The sequence below is a fragment of the Microbacterium wangyouchuni genome, from assembly GCF_051546305.1.
GTDB lineage: Bacteria > Actinomycetota > Actinomycetes > Actinomycetales > Microbacteriaceae > Microbacterium.
On the sequence record NZ_JBPTMA010000002.1, the window covers coordinates 97,216 to 117,085 of the forward strand.

Annotated in this window: 17 protein-coding genes; 7 read left to right on the forward strand and 10 right to left on the reverse strand. The window is 65.3% G+C overall.

Features of this window, described 5'->3' with window-relative positions:
* Positions 1 to 42 precede the first annotated feature (42 nt).
* Complete coding sequence (locus tag ACSS7Z_RS03825) at positions 43 to 2,523, forward strand: ATP-dependent helicase (protein ID WP_438253156.1); 2,481 nt, start codon at positions 43 to 45, stop codon at positions 2,521 to 2,523.
* A 3-nt stretch (positions 2,524 to 2,526) separates the two neighbouring features.
* Here the strand turns inward: ACSS7Z_RS03825 and glsA are convergent, their stop codons facing one another.
* Positions 2,527 to 3,906 (reverse strand): glutaminase A, encoded by a 1,380-nt coding sequence (glsA, locus tag ACSS7Z_RS03830; RefSeq protein WP_438253157.1) that lies wholly within the window; start codon positions 3,904 to 3,906, stop codon positions 2,527 to 2,529.
* Positions 3,907 to 3,945: 39 nt separating this feature from the next.
* Between glsA and ACSS7Z_RS03835 the strand changes: the two genes are divergently transcribed.
* Positions 3,946 to 5,055 carry an SseB family protein gene (locus ACSS7Z_RS03835; RefSeq protein WP_438253158.1) on the forward strand — a complete coding sequence of 370 codons (1,110 nt, stop codon included), beginning with the start codon at positions 3,946 to 3,948 and terminating at the stop codon, positions 5,053 to 5,055.
* A 39-nt stretch (positions 5,056 to 5,094) separates the two neighbouring features.
* Entirely contained in the window at positions 5,095 to 6,159 is a 1,065-nt protein-coding gene (ligD, locus tag ACSS7Z_RS03840) for a non-homologous end-joining DNA ligase (protein ID WP_438253159.1), read from the forward strand.
* A gap of 22 nt (positions 6,160 to 6,181) precedes the next feature.
* On the opposite strand, the gene ACSS7Z_RS03845 is transcribed toward ligD, so the two are convergent.
* Positions 6,182 to 7,225, reverse strand: coding sequence for an ATP-dependent DNA ligase (locus tag ACSS7Z_RS03845; RefSeq protein ID WP_438253160.1), 1,044 nt, complete (start codon positions 7,223 to 7,225; stop codon positions 6,182 to 6,184).
* Between the two features lie 132 nt (positions 7,226 to 7,357).
* The gene (locus ACSS7Z_RS03850; protein WP_438253161.1) at positions 7,358 to 8,821 is read right to left on the reverse strand and encodes a phytoene desaturase family protein; all 1,464 of its coding nucleotides are present in this window, start codon (positions 8,819 to 8,821) and stop codon (positions 7,358 to 7,360) included.
* Positions 8,822 to 8,852: 31 nt separating this feature from the next.
* Here ACSS7Z_RS03850 and ACSS7Z_RS03855 point away from each other — a divergent pair, with 31 nt between their 5' ends.
* A complete protein-coding gene (locus ACSS7Z_RS03855; protein ID WP_438253162.1) occupies positions 8,853 to 9,341 on the forward strand; it encodes a hypothetical protein in 489 nt (162 codons plus the stop codon).
* A gap of 4 nt (positions 9,342 to 9,345) precedes the next feature.
* Here the strand turns inward: ACSS7Z_RS03855 and ACSS7Z_RS03860 are convergent, their stop codons facing one another.
* The gene (locus ACSS7Z_RS03860; RefSeq protein ID WP_438253163.1) at positions 9,346 to 10,011 is read right to left on the reverse strand and encodes a TetR/AcrR family transcriptional regulator; all 666 of its coding nucleotides are present in this window, start codon (positions 10,009 to 10,011) and stop codon (positions 9,346 to 9,348) included.
* 113 nt (positions 10,012 to 10,124) lie between these two features.
* Between ACSS7Z_RS03860 and sucC the strand changes: the two genes are divergently transcribed.
* On the forward strand, positions 10,125 to 11,291 hold the full coding sequence (gene sucC / locus ACSS7Z_RS03865; protein ID WP_438253164.1) for an ADP-forming succinate--CoA ligase subunit beta: 1,167 nt from the start codon (positions 10,125 to 10,127) through the stop codon (positions 11,289 to 11,291).
* Between the two features lie 18 nt (positions 11,292 to 11,309).
* Positions 11,310 to 12,212 (forward strand): succinate--CoA ligase subunit alpha, encoded by a 903-nt coding sequence (sucD, locus tag ACSS7Z_RS03870; protein ID WP_438253165.1) that lies wholly within the window; start codon positions 11,310 to 11,312, stop codon positions 12,210 to 12,212.
* Between the two features lie 44 nt (positions 12,213 to 12,256).
* On the opposite strand, the gene ACSS7Z_RS03875 is transcribed toward sucD, so the two are convergent.
* Both ACSS7Z_RS03875 and ACSS7Z_RS03880 read right to left on the reverse strand, forming a co-directional pair.
* Positions 12,257 to 13,189 (reverse strand): glycerophosphodiester phosphodiesterase, encoded by a 933-nt coding sequence (locus ACSS7Z_RS03875; RefSeq protein WP_438253166.1) that lies wholly within the window; start codon positions 13,187 to 13,189, stop codon positions 12,257 to 12,259.
* Positions 13,190 to 13,261: 72 nt separating this feature from the next.
* Positions 13,262 to 13,846, reverse strand: a complete 585-nt coding sequence (locus ACSS7Z_RS03880) for a TetR/AcrR family transcriptional regulator (protein ID WP_438253168.1) — start codon at positions 13,844 to 13,846, stop codon at positions 13,262 to 13,264.
* A 103-nt stretch (positions 13,847 to 13,949) separates the two neighbouring features.
* Here ACSS7Z_RS03880 and ACSS7Z_RS03885 point away from each other — a divergent pair, with 103 nt between their 5' ends.
* Positions 13,950 to 14,327 (forward strand): VOC family protein, encoded by a 378-nt coding sequence (locus tag ACSS7Z_RS03885; protein ID WP_438253169.1) that lies wholly within the window; start codon positions 13,950 to 13,952, stop codon positions 14,325 to 14,327.
* Here the strand turns inward: ACSS7Z_RS03885 and ACSS7Z_RS03890 are convergent.
* The 4 genes from ACSS7Z_RS03890 to ACSS7Z_RS03905 all read right to left on the reverse strand — a co-directional run bounded on the left by ACSS7Z_RS03890 (position 14,302) and on the right by ACSS7Z_RS03905 (position 19,825).
* Positions 14,302 to 15,336, reverse strand: a complete 1,035-nt coding sequence (locus ACSS7Z_RS03890; protein ID WP_438253170.1) for a hypothetical protein — start codon at positions 15,334 to 15,336, stop codon at positions 14,302 to 14,304. The two genes, ACSS7Z_RS03885 and ACSS7Z_RS03890, sit on opposite strands and share 26 nt — an antisense overlap.
* Before the next feature lie 67 nt (positions 15,337 to 15,403).
* Entirely contained in the window at positions 15,404 to 17,371 is a 1,968-nt protein-coding gene (locus tag ACSS7Z_RS03895; RefSeq protein ID WP_438253171.1) for a glycerophosphodiester phosphodiesterase, read from the reverse strand.
* A gap of 147 nt (positions 17,372 to 17,518) precedes the next feature.
* A complete protein-coding gene (locus tag ACSS7Z_RS03900) occupies positions 17,519 to 18,274 on the reverse strand; it encodes a GntR family transcriptional regulator (protein WP_438253172.1) in 756 nt (251 codons plus the stop codon).
* 117 nt (positions 18,275 to 18,391) lie between these two features.
* Positions 18,392 to 19,825, reverse strand: a complete 1,434-nt coding sequence (locus ACSS7Z_RS03905) for an NCS2 family permease (RefSeq protein ID WP_438253173.1) — start codon at positions 19,823 to 19,825, stop codon at positions 18,392 to 18,394.
* Positions 19,826 to 19,870 lie beyond the last annotated feature (45 nt).

The window sequence follows — 19,870 nt, forward strand, 5'->3', positions numbered from 1 at the left end:
CAGGATCGCAACGTCGGCGGCCCGGCCTAGACTCGTAGAGACATGACCGACGCACCTCTCATCGTTCCCGAATCCGCTGGCCCACGCTCGTCTGCCGGCGATCAGGACGACCTCCTCTCCGGCCTTAACCCGCAACAGCTCGACGCCGTGACCTACCGTGGTCCGGCGCTGCTGATCGTCGCCGGGGCAGGCTCCGGCAAGACCAGCGTGCTCACGCGCCGTATCGCCTCGCTGTTGCGCAATCGTGAAGCATGGCCGAGTCAGATCCTCGCCATCACCTTCACCAACAAGGCCGCCGGTGAGATGCGCGAGCGTGTTGCCGACATCGTGGGCGAAGCTGCTCGGGGCATGTGGATTTCCACCTTTCACTCCGCCTGCGTGCGGATCCTGCGCCGTGAAGCAGAACAGTTCGGCTTCACCAAGTCGTTCACGATCTATGACTCCGGCGATTCGCGGGCGCTGTTGAAGCGTCTGGTCAAAGAGCACGAGGCCGACGCCTACGGGCTGACCCCGGCATCCGTGCAGTCGCGGATCTCGAAGCTCAAGAACGAACTGCAAGACGCTGAGTCCTACTCGCGCGATGCGAACATGAGCGACCCGGCCGAACGCAAGTTCGTCGAGATATTCGCCGACTATCAGCGCAACCTGCGCAAGGCCAACGCTTTCGACTTCGACGACCTCATCGGCCAGACCGTGTACCTGTTCCGGGCGTTCCCGAAGGTCGCCGACACGTACCGCCGCCGGTTCCGGCACATCCTGGTCGATGAGTACCAAGACACCAACCATGCGCAGTACTCGTTGATTCACGAGTTGACGAAGCCGGTCTCGGGTGAGGCAGACGGCGAAGCCTACGGCGACAGCGGCATGATGATCTTCGACGCGCCCTCAGTCGATCCTGTCGCGGGGGCATCGCTCACCGTTGTCGGCGACTCCGATCAGTCGATTTACGCGTTCCGCGGCGCTGACATCCGCAATATCAGCGAGTTCGAGCGTGATTTCCCCGGTGCCAAGGTGGTGCTGCTCGAGCAGAACTATCGGTCGACGCAGAACATTTTGTCGGCCGCGAACGCCGTGATCGGCAACAACTTCGATCGTAAAGACAAGAAGCTCTGGAGCGATAAGGGCGACGGCGACAAGATCGTCGGTTTCACCGGTTACTCGCAGCACGACGAGGCGCAGTTCGTCGCCGATGAGGTCGAGGTGCTGCGCCGGGCGGGAATGCCGTATTCCGAGATGGCGGTCTTCTATCGGACCAACTCGCAGTCGCGCGCTCTGGAAGAGATCTTCATCCGTTCGGCTGTGCCATACAAGATCATGGGTGGCACGAAGTTCTACGACCGTGCCGAGATCAAAGATGCGCTGGCCTATCTCGTCGCGGTGTCGAATCCCGCCGACGACATGGCGGTGCGCCGCATCCTGAACAAGCCGCGCCGCGGAATCGGCGAGGTCACCGAGACAGCGATCGGCCGTTTCGCCGAAGAGAACGGCATCAGCTTCCGTGACGCCCTGTCCGTTCCCAGCCAGCTTGGCGTCGGGCCGAAGATTCAGACGGCGATCGGCCATTTGGATGCTGTGCTGAAAGAGGCGACCGCACTCATGCTGCCAGCATCCGGCGAAGTGCCGCCGCCGACAGCCGTGGCCGACGGTCTCAGCGTGCTGCTCTCGAAGAGTGGCTACCTCGACACGCTCCGCGCCAGCCGTGATCCGCAAGACGAAGCTCGAGTCGAGAACCTCGACGAGTTCGTCGCGGTCGCGCGTGATTTCGCCCGCAACAACCCCGAGGGCACGATCGTCGACTTCCTCACCGAGGTCGCGCTCGTCTCGGATGCGGACGATCTGCATGACGAGTCGGGAACAGTGTCGATGATGACGATGCACACGGCCAAGGGGCTGGAGTACGACGCGGTGTTCGTCACCGGTGTCGAAGAAGACCTCATCCCGCATCGAATCTCGGCGGGGGAACCTGGCGGCCCGCAGGAGGAGCGGCGCCTGTTCTACGTCGGCCTCACCCGGGCACGAAAGCGCCTGCACCTGTCGCTGGCCATGACCCGGGCACAGTTCGGCGAGGTCACCGTTGCCATGCCCAGCCGGTTCCTGCAAGAGATTCCTGCCGGACTCGTCGACTGGCGTCAGTCGCCGGGCGACGTGAATTCGCGTGGTGGCATGCAGTCGCGTGCGCTGAATGCGCGGCGCGGCGGGTTCGGTGGGGGAGGCTATGGCGCTTCGGCAGGGGCAGGAGGCGGCGGCAATGACCGGTTCGCGGTCAAACCGCTCGCTGCGCGCGACGGACTCAAGCCGCTATCGACCTCGATGGACAAGTTCCCCAACAGGGTCACCGGCAAGGTGCGCGACAACGGCGACCTCGAACTTACCGCGGGCGACCGCATCCGTCACTCCGACTTCGGTGAGGGACGAGTGGATGCCGTCACCGGCGAAGGTGCGAAGCGCATCGCGCACGTGCGTTTCGACGCCGCGGGCCTGAAGAAGCTGCTCATCAAGATCGCTCCGATCGAGAAGCTGTAACGCTCAGTCCTCGTCCTGCTGGGTACCGGCTGCCGCGTCGCGAACGGCGTCGTCGAAGTCGGCGGATTGCGAGAGCCCCGCGACGCCGAGGCTGCGGCCCTGCGGATCGCTCGCGATCACACGAATCCCCCGCTCACGACACCAGGTGGCCAGGGCCGCCAGCATCCACACCGCGACCGATTGCAGCTGTGTGACCTCGGTGAGATCCAGAACAATGACTGCCGGCGACTCGCGGTCCGCCGGACGAGCGTCAAGCCACGCGTCCAGATCGAGCAGCAGTCGTTCCGCTCCGTCGAAGTCGATGTACCCGCGCAGCCGCCATACGGCGAGGTCGTCGGCGTTCTCCTGCAGGATCTGGGTGGCCACGGCATCCTGCTCGGCCCCCAATCCCGCGGCGAGCTCATCATTCGCCGCCGTCACTTCGGCGGCCGAAAGGGTGAGCGGGCGGTGCAGCACATGCAGGCCGAACCGGTTCGCGAGGCGCTGCGCGGCCACGACGCCGCGGAGGCTCGCGCCGCTGGCATCCAACCGCGGGCTGAACAGGCCAAGGCCGAACTCACCCGGTGAACTTGCAACCAGGCCACCGGCAACGCCGGACTTCGCCGGTAGCCCGGCGCGCAGCAACCACTCGCCGGCATAGTCGTACATACCGCAGGTGGCCATGATGGTCATGACGTGCTGGCAGGTTTCGGCGCTCGTGACCCGTTCGTGCGTCAGCGGATTCACCCCGCCGTTCGCCAGAGTCGCCCCCATCACTGCAAGATCGCGGGCAGTGACGAGCACAGAGCACTGGCGAAAGTATGTGTCGAGCGTCTCCGACACCGGTGCGGTGAGCGATCCGGCGCTGCGCATGAGGTAGGCCAATGCTCGATTTCGGTCGCCGGACTCCTCCTCGGACGCGAAAACCGTCTCGTCGACGCTCAGATCCCTGCCGGCGAACGCGCTGAGGCGGGAGAGAATGCGGGCAAACCTCTGCTCGGGCGAGCTGCCGGTAACAAGCGACGTTGTGACGATCGCCCCGGCGTTGACCATCGGGTTCGGCGGCCGTCCGGTGCCCGCTTCCAGCTTCACCGAGTTGAACGCCTCGCCGCTGGGCTCGGCGCCGACTCGTGCATGTACAGCATCCAAACCCTGGTCATCGAGCGCGAGCGCGTACACGAACGGCTTCGACGCCGATTGGATTGTGAAGTCGACACCCGTGTCGCCGCTCTCGTACACGCGCCCGTTGAGACCGCACAGGGCAATACCGAACAGTTCGGGGTCCGCGCTTGCCAATTGCGGGATGTAATCGGCGACCGTGCCGCGACGGTCAGAGAGGAGACGGTCGTGCACGACATCGAGAAACGTGGTGACGATGTCAGAGAGTTTCTCGGGCGCTGCCATGGCCCCATGCTACGGGCCGTGCGGGATAGGCTGACAGATATGGCTTTGTTCTCCCGCCGCAAGAAGACCGACGACGTCGTTCCCGAATCACAGACCTCTGCCGAGGCGGATGCCCCGGACGAAGAAGTTCCCGCGGATGCGGTGCAGAGCGAACCCGTGCCACAGATCGGCATCTCTGTGCAGGCGTTCCGCGGCGTCGGTGCCGATGCCGGCCCGCAGGTGACTCTTCCGGATCCGGATGCGCCAGCCCCCGCGCGACAGGCTGTCGCGCCGAAGAACCCCACCGCGACGCCGCTCGTTCCAGAGAAGCGCACGCTCCCGCTGGCACCTGCTCTTCCGCCCGAGCAGACCGAATCGGTGCCGGGCATGAAGGACAACGTCCTGCTGCGCACGGCGCTTGCCGAGCTGGAAGAGGGCCCGAGCAACGAGCAGCTGATCGGGGTGCTGCGTCAGATGATGCAGGGGCACCTGTACCTGCGCGTGCACGGTGATGCCCGAACGCAGATCGCCGAGGGCAAGCCGCTGTCGATCGCCGTGGTCCGAGACGGCGAGCGCGCCTTCATGCTCGCGTTCAGTTCGGCTGTTGCCGTTCGGGACTCTGTGCAACGCGAGACCGAGCCGACGGCAACCTCTGCCGTTGCGCAGCCGGTCACGGCGGTGCTCCAGCAGGTGGTCTCCGGGAACTTCAGCGGCATCATCCTCGACAACGCCTCCGGTGTGCACCGTGCTGTTTTCCCGACTGAGATCCTGTCGAAGGCGCTTGAGCAGGCCGATCCCGCGATGGCCGTCAAGACGTTGATCGCTGCCCCGCGTGAACAGGACACAGCGAAGAAGGTCGGTGACGCGCTCGCCAAGAGCAAGGTCTACGTGGCTGTCAACGACGGCAGCGGCGGAGGCCAGATCGGTATCGCTGAGGCGCAGACGGCTGATGGCAAGCGCTACCTGCAGGTTTTCTCGCATCCGCTCGAGGTTGTTGCACTCGGCCGCAGCGACAAGCCGATGCCGTTCACACCGGAGCAGTTGGCGAAGGTTCTCACCACGCACAGCGCGATCGCCGGTGTGATCGTCGACCCGGCGGGACCGTCGATCCTCGTCGAGCGGGATGCGCTCGCCGCGGTGCTCGTGCTCGCGGTCGACGTCGGCGACTGACCACTACCGTTCGCGGCGGTGCCGTTCTAAGGTCGGTGCATGGCCAGTGAGCGCGTGACATTGACGATCGCCGACCCGGAGGGAGCGCGAGAAGTCGAGCTGTCGAGCCCGAACAAAGTGATCTGGCCTTCGCCGGGCTCAGGGGCCGGCATCACGAAGGCGGAGCTCGCTGAGTATTTCCAGGTCGTCGCCGATCCATTCCTCAATGCCAATGGTGCCCGGCCGGTGTCGCTCGAACGGTTCCGCGCCGGCATCGGCGGCGAGAGCTTCTTCTCGAAGAACCCACCCAAGAGCACGCCCGATTTCGTGGACGCTGTGACCGTCACCTACAACAGCGGCAGGCAGCATCCGCAGATCGTTCTGAACCGGCCGAGCGCGATCGTCTGGGCTGCGCAGATGAATACGATCGTTTTTCATCCGTGGGCGTCACTTGCGTCCGACACCGACAACCCGATCGAGCTGCGCATCGACCTCGATCCGCAGCCGGGCACGGACTTCGCGGATGCCGTCACCGCCGCGCATGGTCTCCGCGAGGTGCTGCGAGAAGCCGATCTCGAGCCCTTCATCAAGACCAGCGGCAACCGCGGCCTGCATGTGTTCTGCCCGATCGTGCCGGAGTGGGAGTTCCTCGACGTGCGTCACGCGGTCATCGCCGCAGGACGAGAGCTGGAGCGCCGCATGCCTGAGCAGGTCACCACGAACTGGTGGAAGGAAGAACGCGGCGAGCGCATATTCGTCGACTTCAATCAGGCCAATCGCGACCGCACGATGGCGGGTGCCTACAGCCCGCGTGCGCTTCCCGCCGCAACGGTGTCGACGCCGGTGGAATGGGATGAACTGGACGGACTGGATCCGACGGTCTTCACGGTGCGCAGCATCCCGCAGCGTCTGGCCGACATCGGCGATCCATGGGCCGATATTCAGACAGCACCCGGGCGGATTGACACGCTGCTCGGCTGGTGGATGAGAGATCTCGACAACGGGCTCGGCGAGTTGTCCTTCCCCCCGGACTTCCCGAAGATGCCGGGTGAGCCGCCGCGCGTGCAACCCAGCAAGATGGTCGCCGAGAACTGGGACGCAGAGGGCAACCCGATCGAGGGCTGACCCGGCCCCGTTCGCGCTGCAGTCAGGCGAGCACGTCGTCGAGGTCGTAACCGGCGACTGTCTCGAGCTGGTCGTAGGTGCACGATCGGGCGTCGCGGTCGGGGCGCCAGCGCTCGAACTGCACTGTGTGTCGGAAACGTGCTCCCTCAAGCTGGTCGTATCGCACCTCCAGCACGCGCTCGGGGCGCAGCCGGACAAAGGAGACGTCCTTCGAGCCGGTGAACCTGCTGCGCTCTCCTTCGCCGGTCACCGCTGCGCCCGCATCGTCACGCTCAACCAGTGGCGCTAGTTCGTTGATGAGCTCCTGACGTCGCTTGTCGCTCCAGGCCGCGACGCCGCCGACCTGGCGCAGCACCCCATCCGCGTCGTGCAGACCGACCAGCAGCGAACCAACCCCGGAGCCGGATTTGTGGATGCGATATCCGAGCGCGACCACGTCGGCGCTGCGTGCATGCTTCACCTTGATCAGCGTGCGCTTTCCGGGCGCATAGGGCTGGTCGAGCGGTTTAGCGACGATGCCGTCGAGACCGGCGCCCTCGAACTCGGCGAGCCAGCGCACGGCCGTGTCACGGTCGGTCGTCGTGCGCGTGAGGTGGAGCGGATGCTGGGCCGGGGCGAGCAACCCCTCGAGGCGCGCGCGGCGCTGCGCGAACGGTTCATCCAGCAGCATCTCCTCGCCGAGGGCGAGCAGGTCGAACGCGATGAACATCGCCGGTGTCTGTTCGGACAGGAGCGCAACGCGGGACGCTGCCGGATGGATGCGCTGGCTCAACGCCTCCCAATCCAGCCGCTGGGACCCGGGTTCGCCCGTTGCGACGACGATCTCGCCGTCGAGCAAGCACGGAGCCGTGAGGATCTGCGGTATGGCTTCGACGAGCTCGGGAAAGTAGCGAGTCAGAGGCTTTGCGCCGCGTGAACCGATCTCGACCGTTTCGCCGTCCCACGCGATGAGCCCGCGGAAGCCGTCCCACTTCGGCTCGAACAGCATCCCACCCGCCGCCTTCGAGGGGTCAGGTACGGCGGCGGCGGCTTTCGCGAGCATCGGCGAGGGGATCTCGTAGCGCATGCGTCCATCCTCGCGCCATCTCGCAGGTCGCGGAAGGGGTACAGGCGTCAGCCGAACAGCACGTGTGTCGGCCGGAAACACGCCGGATGGGCTGACAGGTGTGGAAATCGACCGACACCTGTACCTGCGGAATCAGCGGGAGCTGAACAGCTCGCCGAGCAACGTGCGGCTGCGGACACCGGCATCCGCCAGCACGGTGCGCGCAGCGTGCCAACCGGCCATGCCGTTCACCCCAGGACCGGGCGGGGTGGATGCTGACGCCAGATAGACGCCGCGCATCGGCGTGCGCCACGGCGCCGTCGATAGCACGGGGCGCCGGATCGCCTGCGGGATCGTGAATGCGCCGCCGAGGATGTCACCGCCGATGTTCGCCGGGTTGATCGCCTCTCGAGACGATGCGGGAACAGACGAATGCGCGAGGATCCGTTCGCGAAAACCCGGGGCGAAACGCTCGATTTGGCGGGTGATGAGCTCGGTGGCATCGAGATCCGACCCCTGCGGGACATGGATGTACGACCACAGCACCGCCTTGCCCTCCGGCGCTCTGGTGTCGTCGAGGACGGACGGCTGCACAGCGAGCACATACGGCCGGTCGCTGACGTGCCCCTTCGCCACAGCGTTCTCGCTCGCCCAGACCTCGGCCTGCGTGCCGCCGACGTGCACGGTGGGGGACTGGGCGACCTGATCGTTCGTCCACGGCACCGGCCCATCGAGCGCGAAATCGACTTTTGCAGCCGCAGGTCCGTAGCGGTACGAGGCGATCGCTCGGGCATACCGGCTGGGGATATCCGGATGCGTGAGCGCAAGGCGCGGCGACGAGTTCAGCAGCAGCACATCGCCCCGCTCGGCGTCTCCCCAATCGAGTGCGGACAGATCAGTGATGCGCGTACCGGTCTCGACGCTGCCGCCATGCGCCTCGAGATCGGCGAGAAGGGCATCGGTGATCTTCTGGGCACCGCCGCGCGGGTACATCCAGCCGCCAGCGTGCGCCTGCGCGGCAAGCAGCAGACCTGCTGCCGCTCCCGCAAGCGATGGCAGCGGAGTGTTGGCATGTGCGAGCACCCCCGACATGAGAGCTGCCGCCTCATCCGTGCGGAATGACGAGCGCGCCAGCAGTGTGCCCTGGTCCAGCATCCGCAACGCGAAGCGCACTGCTGTGAGCGGGTCGCGGGGGATGCGCAGCATCTGGTTGCCGGTGAAATCGACCACACCGTCGATGTGCTGGCTGAGCGGACGCAAGCGCGACAACCAGGAACGGCTGTCGACGCCCAGTCCCGCTGCAGTGCGTTCGATGTCGTGCCACGCGATGCCGGCGCGGCCGTTGTCGAGAGGGTGGGCGTACGAGATCTCCGGACGAATCCAGTCAACGCGCTCGGCCAGCCCGAACGCTTGGAAGAACGGGGAAGCGAGGGACGCAGGATGCACGGACGAGCCGACGTCGTAGCGGAACCCGGAAAGCGTCGAATCGACAGTGCTCACACCGCCGCCGATCGTGTCGGACGCCTCCACAACGCGGACGTCATATCCTGCGCGTGCGAGCGTCACTGCTGCGGATAGCCCGTTCGGGCCGCTGCCGACGATGGTTGCCTGTGCCACACGCTCAGTCTTCCATGGGATCCTGAAGAAGATGAACGAAACTCAGGGGCCAACGCCCGCCGGCACATCCCGTCCCTACCGAAACCTCCCGGAGGCGCTGCGCGCGCACCGAATCGAACCTGCGAACCACGAGTTCATCACAGCGATCACGGATGCTGTTGGAATCTCGTCCTTCATCGACCGCGGTCGCTACATCGAAGCGGTCCGTCGCGACGGTGGCACCGCGTTGCACATCGGCAAGACCTACACCAATGGTTTCGCCGAAGACGAGCAGATCGTCGTCGGCTCCACAACGCTGCGCCTGCGGGCGAGCGAGGGCCGCGCGCCGTACTTCTACGTCACGCACCCCAGCGAATTCCGGCCGGTTGCACCGGCGGCATCGTCGCGCACACCGCGAAAGGCGGCAACGGCATCGTCAGAGCCGCGGGTGGCCCGCGTAGCTAAACCGATCGAGCGAGACTACGGCGTGTGCGATGTCTGCTTCATGGTGCGCACCGCCTCGGGCACCTGCAGCTGCTGAGCGACTATCGCTCGAGCCGCGTCTGAAGACGCCGTGAAACCTCCGCGAGCGGCATCGCGCGGGGGAACACGGCGACAACCATGTCGTCGGGGGCAGAGCCTGCGGCATCCGGGAACACGCCATAGCGACGGCGAGCATCGTCCAGTGCGTTCTGCAGCACAGACGGCGCCACCTTCTTCGTGCCCCGCAACAGTTGTCGCAGCACATGATTGTGCACCGCGGTGACGATGGCGGCGAAGCCGACGGCATCCAGAGGGTCGATTCCCGGCAGCGCACGACGCAGGTAGTCATCGAACAGCCGCTCGTAGCGGAACACAGTCACGATCTCTCGTTCGCGCAGTGCCGGTACTCGGCGGACGATCTGGTAGCGCAGCCTGGCCAGTTCCGGGTCGTGCGCGAAGTGCGAGAACACGTGCTGGGACGCTTGGCAGACGGCCTCCCACGGGTCGCTGTGCCCTTCGGCGAGGAACGCACGCAAATCTTCCAGCAGTGCCTCGTGGTCGGCGAAGACCACATCTTCTTTACCGCCGAACTGGCGGAAGAACGTTGATCGAGAGACTCCAGCCGCCTTGGCGATCTGTTCGACCGAGGTCTGGTCGAAGCCCTGCTCCTGGAACAGCTTCAGCGCGGCGGCCACGACGCCGGTGCGCGGTTCTGCGGTTTCATGCATAGCGAGAAGCCTAGACCGACGGGACCGCTCATCTAGAGGTAGTAAGATTTGATACTGGTCGATATCTCGACATCGAGAGACTTTCCGGACCGCAGCCCAGCGAAGGAAGCACAGTGGATCTGTACGAGTACCAGGCACGAGACCTTTTCGAGAAGTATGGGGTGCCGGTTCTCGCCGGCATCGTTGCTGACACCCCCGAGGAGGTGAAAGCAGCTGCGGAGAAGATTGGCGGCGTCGTCGTCGTCAAGGCTCAGGTCAAGGCCGGTGGCCGCGGCAAGGCTGGTGGCGTAAAGGTCGCCAAGACCCCCGACGAGGCATACGAAGCAGCAAAGACGATCTTCGGTCTCGACATCAAGGGCCACATCGTCAAGCGCGTCATGGTCGCCCAGGGTGCAGCCATCGCTGAGGAGTTCTACTTCTCTGTGCTGCTGGACCGTGCGAACCGTTCCTACCTGAGCCTCTGCTCGGTTGAGGGCGGCATGGAGATCGAAGAACTCGCTGTTGAGCGGCCCGAGGCGCTCGCTCGCATCGAGGTCGACCCGCTGACCGGCATCGACAAGGCCAAGGCCGTCGAAATCGCCCGGGCCGCGAAGTTCCCCGAAGACCTCATCGAGAAGGTCTCCGACGTCTTCGTCAAGCTGTACGAGGTGTACAAGGGTGAGGACGCGACGCTCGTCGAGGTCAACCCGCTCGTTCGCACCGAAGACGGCTCCATCATCGCCCTCGACGGCAAGGTCACGCTCGACGAGAACGCGTCCGAGATTCGTCACCCCGAGCACGAAGCGCTCGAGGACAAGGATGCTGCGGACCCGCTCGAGGCCAAGGCCAAGGAGTCGGGCCTGAACTACGTCAAGCTCGACGGCCAGGTCGGAATCATCGGCAACGGTGCGGGCCTGGTCATGTCGACGCTCGACGTCGTCGCCTACGCCGGTGAAAACCACGGTGGCGTGAAGCCTGCGAACTTCCTCGACATCGGCGGCGGCGCCTCGGCTGCTGTCATGGCTGCTGGCCTCGACGTCATTCTCGGTGACCCCCAGGTGAAGTCTGTTTTCGTCAACGTCTTCGGCGGCATCACCGCCTGCGACGCCGTCGCCAACGGCATCAAGGGCGCCCTCGAGACTCTGGGCGACACCGCCTCCAAGCCTCTCGTCGTCCGCCTGGACGGCAACCGCGTCGACGAAGGTCGCGCGATCCTCGCCGAGTACGCCCACCCGCTCGTCACCCTCGCCGCCACCATGGACGAGGGCGCTGACAAGGCCGCCGCGCTGGCGAACGCCTGAGACAGAAGGATTAGAGATATGTCGATCTTCCTGAACAAGGATTCCAAGGTCATCGTCCAGGGCATCACCGGAGGCGAGGGCACCAAGCACACCGCCCTCATGCTGAAGGCCGGCACCCAGGTCGTCGGTGGCGTCAACGCCCGCAAGGCCGGCACTGCCGTCTCGCACACCGATGCCGCAGGCAACCCGGTCGAGCTGCCCGTCTTCGCCTCTGTTGAAGAGGCCATGAAGGAGACCGGCGCTGATGTGTCGATCGCCTTCGTTCCCGGCGCCTTCACCAAGGACGCCATGATCGAGGCCATCGATGCCGAGATCCCGCTGCTCGTCGTCATCACCGAGGGTGTTCCCGTCGGCGACTCGGCGGAAGCCTGGGCGTACGCGAAGAGCAAGGGCAACAAGACCCGCATCATCGGCCCGAACTGCCCCGGCATCATCACGCCCGGTGAGGCACTCGTCGGCATCACGCCGGCGAACATCACCGGCAAGGGCCCGATCGGCCTCGTCTCGAAGTCGGGAACCCTGACCTACCAGATGATGTTTGAGCTGCGCGACCTCGGCTTCTCGACCGCCATCGGCATCGGCGGCGACCCCGTCATCGGCACCACGCACATCGACGCACTCGCTGCGTTCGAGGCCGACCCCGAGACCAAGGCAATCGTCATGATCGGTGAGATCGGTGGTGACGCTGAAGAGCGTGCCGCCGAATACATCAAGGCGAACGTCACGAAGCCGGTCGTCGGCTATGTCGCGGGCTTCACCGCTCCGGAGGGCAAGACCATGGGCCACGCAGGCGCCATCGTGTCGGGCTCTGCTGGCACCGCGCAGGCGAAGAAGGAAGCACTCGAGGCTGCTGGCGTCCAGGTCGGGAAGACCCCGTCCGAGGCGGCTGACCTCATGCGTGCAATCGTCGAGTCGCTCTAAGTACTAGACTGATAGTGAAGGCCCCGGGCTCCACCCTGGGGCCTTCACTTTTTCCCGTGCATCCACTCGTAAAGGGCAACGGGATGGTTCGTGATGATGCCGTCCACGCCCATCGCCGTCAGTGATTCCCAGTCCGGATCTGAATCATGAGTCCAGACGAAGACCCCGAGCTTGGCCTGGTGCGCGAGCGCGACGCCCTGGGCGCTGGCGCGGCTGGGGTTTACGGCATCCGCCCCGATCTTCTGCGCTGTCGCGATGGTGGACGGATCGAGTTTCTCAGTGAGCCAGCCCACCGGGAGTCGCGGTGCGAGCTCTGAGATGTTCGCGACGGTCTTCTTACTGAAGCTCTGCGTGATCACACGGCCGTCGAGACCCGCGGCGTCAAGCATCTCGACGGTGGTCTGAATGGCGGACTGAGACCAGGTGCCCTTGTACTCGATCATGACGTCCGTGCTGCTGTCGGCGATGTGAGATGCCACCTCGTCGAGTGTGGGGATCTTCGTGCCGGTGAAGGAATCGTCGAACCAGGAGCCCGCGTCCAGCGCACGCAGCTCCTCGATGGTCATCTCCGAGACCATGCCCGTCCCGTTCGTTGTGCGGTCCACCGTGCTGTCATGGATGACGACCGGTACACCGTCCTTCGACATGCGGATGTCGATTTCGATGTACTTGGCGCCGGCATCCGTCGTCGATGCGAACGCGGGCATCGTGTTCTCGGGTGCCACCGCTGAATCGCCTCGATGCGCGATGACGACCCCCGGCTGCCCGGGCTCGCGAAGCACCACGAGCGGCCGCAGGATGATCGTGTCAAGCGTCAGCAGCGAGGGTCTGTCGCTGGCGGACGAGTACGAAGTGCTGGCGTCGCTGGGGAACTGAGCGAGAGCGCCATGTGCGGGGGATGACAGTGCGCTGACGGCTGCCCACATGACAACCCAGACGGCTCCTGCGCACCACAGGCGTCGACGATGAACGCTCATGATCTGCATCCTGCCAGAGGCGAGCGTTCCCGTCGAGACCTTTTCGTTATATTTGGCGAACGCGGCGTGTGATCAGCCGCGGCCGGATGCCAGCACGGCGGACAACAGCAGATCAAGCGTCTCGTGTGCGCGGATGCGCGCCTCTGTATTGGTAGGGCGTTCGGAGAGCCAGAGCGCCAGCTCATTCATTGAGCCGGACAGTGCGGCGGTCAGCGCGTCGATCAGCGCCGGCGGGACTTCTGCCTCTGCCAGTCCCTCCCGCAGCTGCGTCGCTGGCCCATCGGCATCCAGCCGGCGCCACTCATCCCAGCTGAGCACGGCGGGTCCGTCGACGAGGAGCACGCGGGCTGCGGGGCCCTGCGTGATCGCGTCGAGAAAGGCGTGACTTCCCAGGCGGAGTGCGCTCATGGCATCCGCCCCGTCTGTTGAAGTGGCAATGGCGTCCGCGATCAGCTGCTGTTGCCCGGAGGCCACTGCGGTGAAGAGCCCGGGCTTCGAGGAGTAATGGTGGTAGACCGCTCCGCGCGTGACGCCGGCCGTGCGAGCGATGTCGTCGACAGCTGCCGCCGCGTAACCATGCTCGGCGAATTGAGCGGTAGCGACTTCGAGGATCCTTCGAGAGGTTTCGGCGGCTTCCGCCGCAGTTGTTCGAGCCATAACCTTCCCTTACGTGCGATGTGTATGTATCTTAGTATCCGCCGATACAAACACGATGAATGTAAGAGGAATGATGAACTTCTCCAGTTTTTACCCTGTGCTCATGGTCGACGACGTCGACACTGTTGCCCAGTTCTACCGCGACGTGCTCGGGTTCGATACGACGTTCGAGACTGATTGGTACGTAAGTCTGCGTTTTGACGGCGGCGAACTCGCGATTCTGAACCGCACGCACGAAACCATCCCCGAAGGCTTCCGCGACTCCGTGCGCGGTTTGCTGCTCAACGTGGAGGTGCCAGATGCTGCGGCCGAACACGTCCGCATGGTCGAGACTCTCGGCCTGCCGGAGCGCCTCTCTCTGCGCGACGAGGACTTCGGCCAGCGGCACTTCATCATCGAAGCACCGGGTGGAGTGCTCATTGACGTGATCGAGCCGATCGAACCGTCCGCAGAGTTCAGCGCGGCGTACGCGGGGGAATGACGCGTCTGCGCACGGCCACGCGTACGGCGACGATGATCAACAGCAGGACGGCCGCGAGAATGACCCACCATCCCGGGGCGATGGCGAGAGCGGAGAGGCTGAGCTGTTGCTGGGCGATCGTCGGTATCTCGGCCGAGGCCGTCGTTGCGATGACCGTCGGCGAGACCGACACCTCCACCGCGGTGAAGGGCGACCATGCAGAGAGCCCATCAACCGTTGCCTGCACATCAACGGCAGCCGCGGGAAGAAGCTCGGCGAGGCTGAGCAGGCCCGTCGAAGCATCCGGTGACGAGTACAGTTCGACGCCCGGGGCTGTGATCAGCTGCATAGCGGTGAGACGAGTATTGCCGGTGTTGCCGACCGCGTAGGAGACATCGGCGGAGGCCGACTCCCACGGCCAGAATCCGGTCGTCACCTCGAGTTGCGCCTGATCCAGCGACAGCCCGGCGGTGAGCTCTCCCGCGACTGTCACGGTGACCCGTGTCGCGTAGCGCATATCGACCGAGACGGTCTCGCCCGCACTGGCGAGCACCGTGAGCAGGGCAGCCGCGTGCTCGCCGGGCTGGGCATCCGCGGGCACGGCGACGCTGAACGGAATGCGGACGAGTTCACCCGGTGCGATGTGCACAGTGTCGACGGCCGGTGAAATCCACGCGCTGACGCCGTCGGCCACGGACTCGGTGGCGATGTCGAGGGCACCCGTGCCGTCGGTGAACGCGTCTGAGCCATGCACGGCGAGATCCAGTGCTGTCGCGCCGGAGTTGCGGACCAGTACGGCGTCATCGACGCGCGCGCCCGGGTCGAGGGCGTAGGCGAAGTTGCTGCGCTCCTCGCCGACGTCGGTGATCACCGGCGTCATGCTCCACGCGACCTGGCTGGCGGAGGATGCCAGGGAAGTGTCATCTGCGCGGGCGCTGAGCGCGGAGGTAGCTGTCGAAGTCAGGACGACGAGCGCTGCGGCAGCGACGGCGCCGAGCAGAAATCGGGAGCGGCGGATCAGACGGAGCATCGGGAGGCCTTTCGGATCGATAAGAGGGGAAGCGGGGTGCGGCCGCGAGGCCGCACCCCGCCGTTCATTACTGGATGACGGTCACCGTCAGGGTCGAGGCGTAGTCGCCTGCGGCCTGGCCGAGCGGCAGGCGCAGGGCGAGGTCGGCCGCGACAACCGCCGTGTCGACGCCCTTGAACTCGTCGCTCGGAGCCGAAACGAGCACGGCTGCGCTTGCGAGGCCGTTGCCGACGCCAGCCTCGACCGGGTCACCGGCAATGGCGCCAGCGCCCTCGGCCGTCAGACGCGGTGTCCAGCCGAGCGCGCTCGCCTCGAACGCGTCGTCCGCCGAGGCGAAGGCCGCGGCCTGGCCCGACAGAGTCCAGCTCGAGGAGGGGTTGGCGCGGGTGTCGGTGATCTCGATGTCGTTCAATACACCGGTGGCGACGTAGCTGTCACCGAGCTGCGTCGCTTCACCCAGCGACACGACATCCTGCGAGCTGAAGCGCCAGGTGAACTCGCCAGCCGGCTGGTTAGCCTCCGGGATGTTCACGTTGATGGCCTGCTCGTTGGGCACCGGCTCGGCGGGTGTACCGGGCTCTTCGACGACCGGAGGAGCCTGGTTGTAGCGTTGCATCCAGCCACGGAGTGCGTCGGGACGGTCAGTGATGATGCCGTCGACGCCCATGGCCGTCAGGGAGGCCCAATCGGCCGCGTTGTTCTTCGTCCACACGAAGACGCCGAGCTCGTGCTCGTGTGCCAGAGCGACGCTCTCCGCGGTCGCGTTGGAGGGGTTGATGGCATCCGCGCCGATCTGCTCGGCGGTCGCGATGATCGATGCGTCGATCCCACCGGTGAGCCAGCCGACCGGGAGGTCGGGTGCAACCGTGGCGAAGTTTGCGACCGTTGTAGCGCTGAAGCTCTGCGCGAGGACCTTGTTCTCGACACCGGCGGCTTCGATCATGTCGACCGTGAGCTGGGTGTCTTCGACATTCCACTCACCCTTGTACTCGATGACGACATCCGCCCCACCATTCGCGACATAGGTGAGCACCTCGTCGAACGTGGGGATCTTCGTACCGGCGAATGCAGGAGAGAACCAGGATCCGGCATCCAGCGCACGCAGTTCCTCAAGTGTCATGTTCGTCACCGAGCCGGTGCCATCAGTGGTGCGATCCACCGTGCCATCGTGGATGACCACGGGCACGCGGTCCTTGGAGAGGTACATGTCAATCTCGAAGTATTCGGCACCGGCACGAGTCGTCGAAACGAACGCCGGCATCGTGTTCTCCGGGGTCACGGTCGAGTTTCCACGGTGTCCGACGATGACGCCGGTTTCGCCGGGCTGACGGAGCGTGATCGGAGGCAGCGGGTCGATCTCGGTGAGCACGACGTTGTCATAACGCACGACCGAGTTGTTCGCGATCAGACCCTGCACGCCGTCCGCGGTGCGCACCAGCTGACGCGTGGTCATGATCTTCTTGTCGTCGATGTACCAGGTTCCGACGTTTCCGTTCACTTCGACGCGAAGGTGCGCCTGGGTGCCAATGCCGATGTCGCTGGCCGTGGAACCGGCGTCCGTGACATTCCAGTTGCCGGATGCATTGAGCTGTGCGAACTCGACGCCGTTGCCCGAGCTCGAGCCATTGCGCAGCGCTGCGTGCTGCCAGGGGCCGGAGCCATCGGCAGGGGCATCGATTACCAATGCCAGCCAGCGTGCGCTGTCCGCGGCCGATTCGAAGGTGATGTCGGCCTCGATCGCGAAGTTCTCGCGGTTTTCGCCGAACAGGATCTTGGCGTTACCGCCGGTGCCGTTACCGACGAGCTCGCCGTCCTTCACGCTCCAGGTTCCTGCGACGGCATTCCAGTTCTCCGGGATCGTGCCCGAGTCGAACGACTCGGAGAGGAAGACGCGATCATCCACGGGAACATCCGTGGCTGTCGGAGCTGATGTGGCTGCGTGCGCGATGCCCGGGGCGAGAACGCCCGCGAATACGGTGGTCGTGGCGACGCAGACAGCTCCGAGACGCGATAAGCGCGAACGGCGAATGGTCATGAGTGTTTCCTTCCAAGGGGAGAGGTTCGCCCGGGTGGGCGACTCCACTCAAGAAGGCGCGCACGTCGCGTCCCTGCCCGGAGCCCGACGTCTGGGACACCGTCGAGCGAAGACCTGGTGACGCGGACTGACAGTCGGCGGAAACGGTCACTGCGCGATGGCGCGCTCAGGCAGTCGAGCAGAATTCACGATGCTCAATGACGTGGCCGTTGCGAGGTAGCGGTCATCGCTGTACTCGAACGGCCTGCCATCGAAGGTGCGCGCGGAGCGCTGCACGCGCAGCAGAGGCGTGGTGCGGGTCACTCCGAGCAGGCGGGCGTCCTCTGGATCCGGCAGCACCGCCGAGATCAGGTGCTCGCCGTGAGCGAGCTGCGGCCCGTGCTCGCGCTCGACGACTTCCATGATCGAGCGGGCATCCGGCGGGAGCTGCGCGATGGTCTGCATGAGCCACTGCGGGAAGGTGGTGCGCTTGACCATCACCGGCGCATCGTCGAGGTACTGCAGCCGAGTGATGCGCAGCACTGGCCGCTGCGGGCTGATGGCGAGGGCCAGGGCCTCCTCCGGTGTCGCGCGGCCCTCGCAGCACAAGACCGTGCGTCCGCCTGGCTCGTGCCCGATCGCCTTCGCCCACTGCCCGAAGGAGCGCAGCTCCGTGACATCCTGGGCGAGCCGCTCCGGGTGCACGACCCAGCGTGTGCCCTGTCTCGACAATCGGCGGTGGGTGGCCTCGACGTGCTCGAGCGCCCGACGCACGGTGCCTCGCGCGACATCGAAGCGCGCCGCCAGTGCGGATTCACTGGGCAGTGCCTCGCCGATCGGAACTCGTCCCGAAGTGATGTCGGCGGTGAGCTCAGCGGCGATCTCGAGGTGCTTGGGACGGTGGGACCTGCGGCGTGGGTTCACGCTCCGAACCTGCCGGACACGGGTTAACGCGTGAAGCAGTTCCGGTGAAGTCTCGGAGATGCGACGAGGGACGGATGCCGTGGCATCCGTCCCTCGTCGTCAGGTGGTGGCGGCGTATCAGGCCACGCCGAAGAGTGCCTCGATCGGCCCGCGGGCGAAGAACAGCACGAAGCCGAAGCCGACGATCCACAGCAGCGGGTGGATGGTCTTCGCCTTGCCGGAGAACGCATTCACGATGATCCAGCTGACGAAGCCCGCACCGATGCCATTGGCGATCGAGTAGGTCATCGGCATCACGGTCGCCGTGAGGAACACCGGCAGCAGCACCCGGAAGTCGCTGAAGTCGATGTTCTTGATCTGCGCGAGCATCATCGCACCGACCAGCACCAGTGCTGCCGCGGCGACCTCACCGGGAACGATCGATGCGAGCGGGGTGAAGAACATCGCGAGCAGGAACATCAGGCCCGTGATGACGTTGGCAAAGCCCGTGCGGGCGCCCTCGCCGATTCCAGAGCCCGATTCGACGAACACCGTCGCCGACGAGGACGACGTGCCGCCTCCGACGATCGCGCCGACACCTTCGACGACCAGTGCCGACTTGATGCGCGGGAAGTCACCCTTCTTATCGGCCAGGCCCGCTTCGTTCGCGAGCCCCGTCATCGTGCCCATGGCGTCGAAGAAGTTCGAGAACACCAGGGTGAACACGAACATCACCAGTGCGACGACGCTCACCTTCGACAGGTCGAATCCGAAGTCAACCGCGCCGATCAGGCTGAGGTCCGGCATGCTCATGATGCCGCCGGCGAAACCGAAATCAAGACCGAACGGCCAGATGAGGTTGGCGATCGCCGCGAGCACCGTGCCGCCGACGAGGGCGATCAGGATCGCGCCCTTCAGGCGCACCGCGATGAGCACACCGCCGATAAGCAGGGTGATGACGAACAACAGAGTCGGCAGCGTGGCGACGGAGCCGCCGACACCGAGGTCGACCGGGGGAGACGGGTTCCCCGTCGCGGTGACGAAGCCAGCATTGACGAAGCCGATGAACGCGATGAACAGGCCGATTCCGACCGTGATCGCCAGCTTGAGCTGCACAGGAACAGCGTCGAAGATCATCTTGCGCAGGCCGGTCGCTGCCAGCAGTACGATGACGGCACCGTTGATGACCACCAGGGCCATCGCCTCCGGCCAGGTCACGGACCCGACGACGGAGAACGCCACGAAGGCGTTGATACCCAGGCCCGCGGCGAATGCGAACGGCAGACGCGTAACGATGCCGAACAGCAGCGTCATGACACCGGCTGTCAAGGCAGTGGCCGCCGCGACGGCACCACCATCGAGCACTGTGCCATCGACGTCGGGGGTGGAAAGTATGAGGGGGTTGAGGATCACAATGTAGGCCATCGTGACGAACGTCACCAGGCCGCCACGGACCTCCGTGCCGATCGTTGATCCGCGTTTGCTGATCTCGAAGAAGCGATCCAACGCGTTCTTCGGCTCAGCAGCGGGCTCAGCCGTCTGGTCAGTTGTGGTCGAGGGGGCAGTAGTCATCGGGTAAACCTCCTTGGAGACGATATCGTGTCGGCGACACCTCGC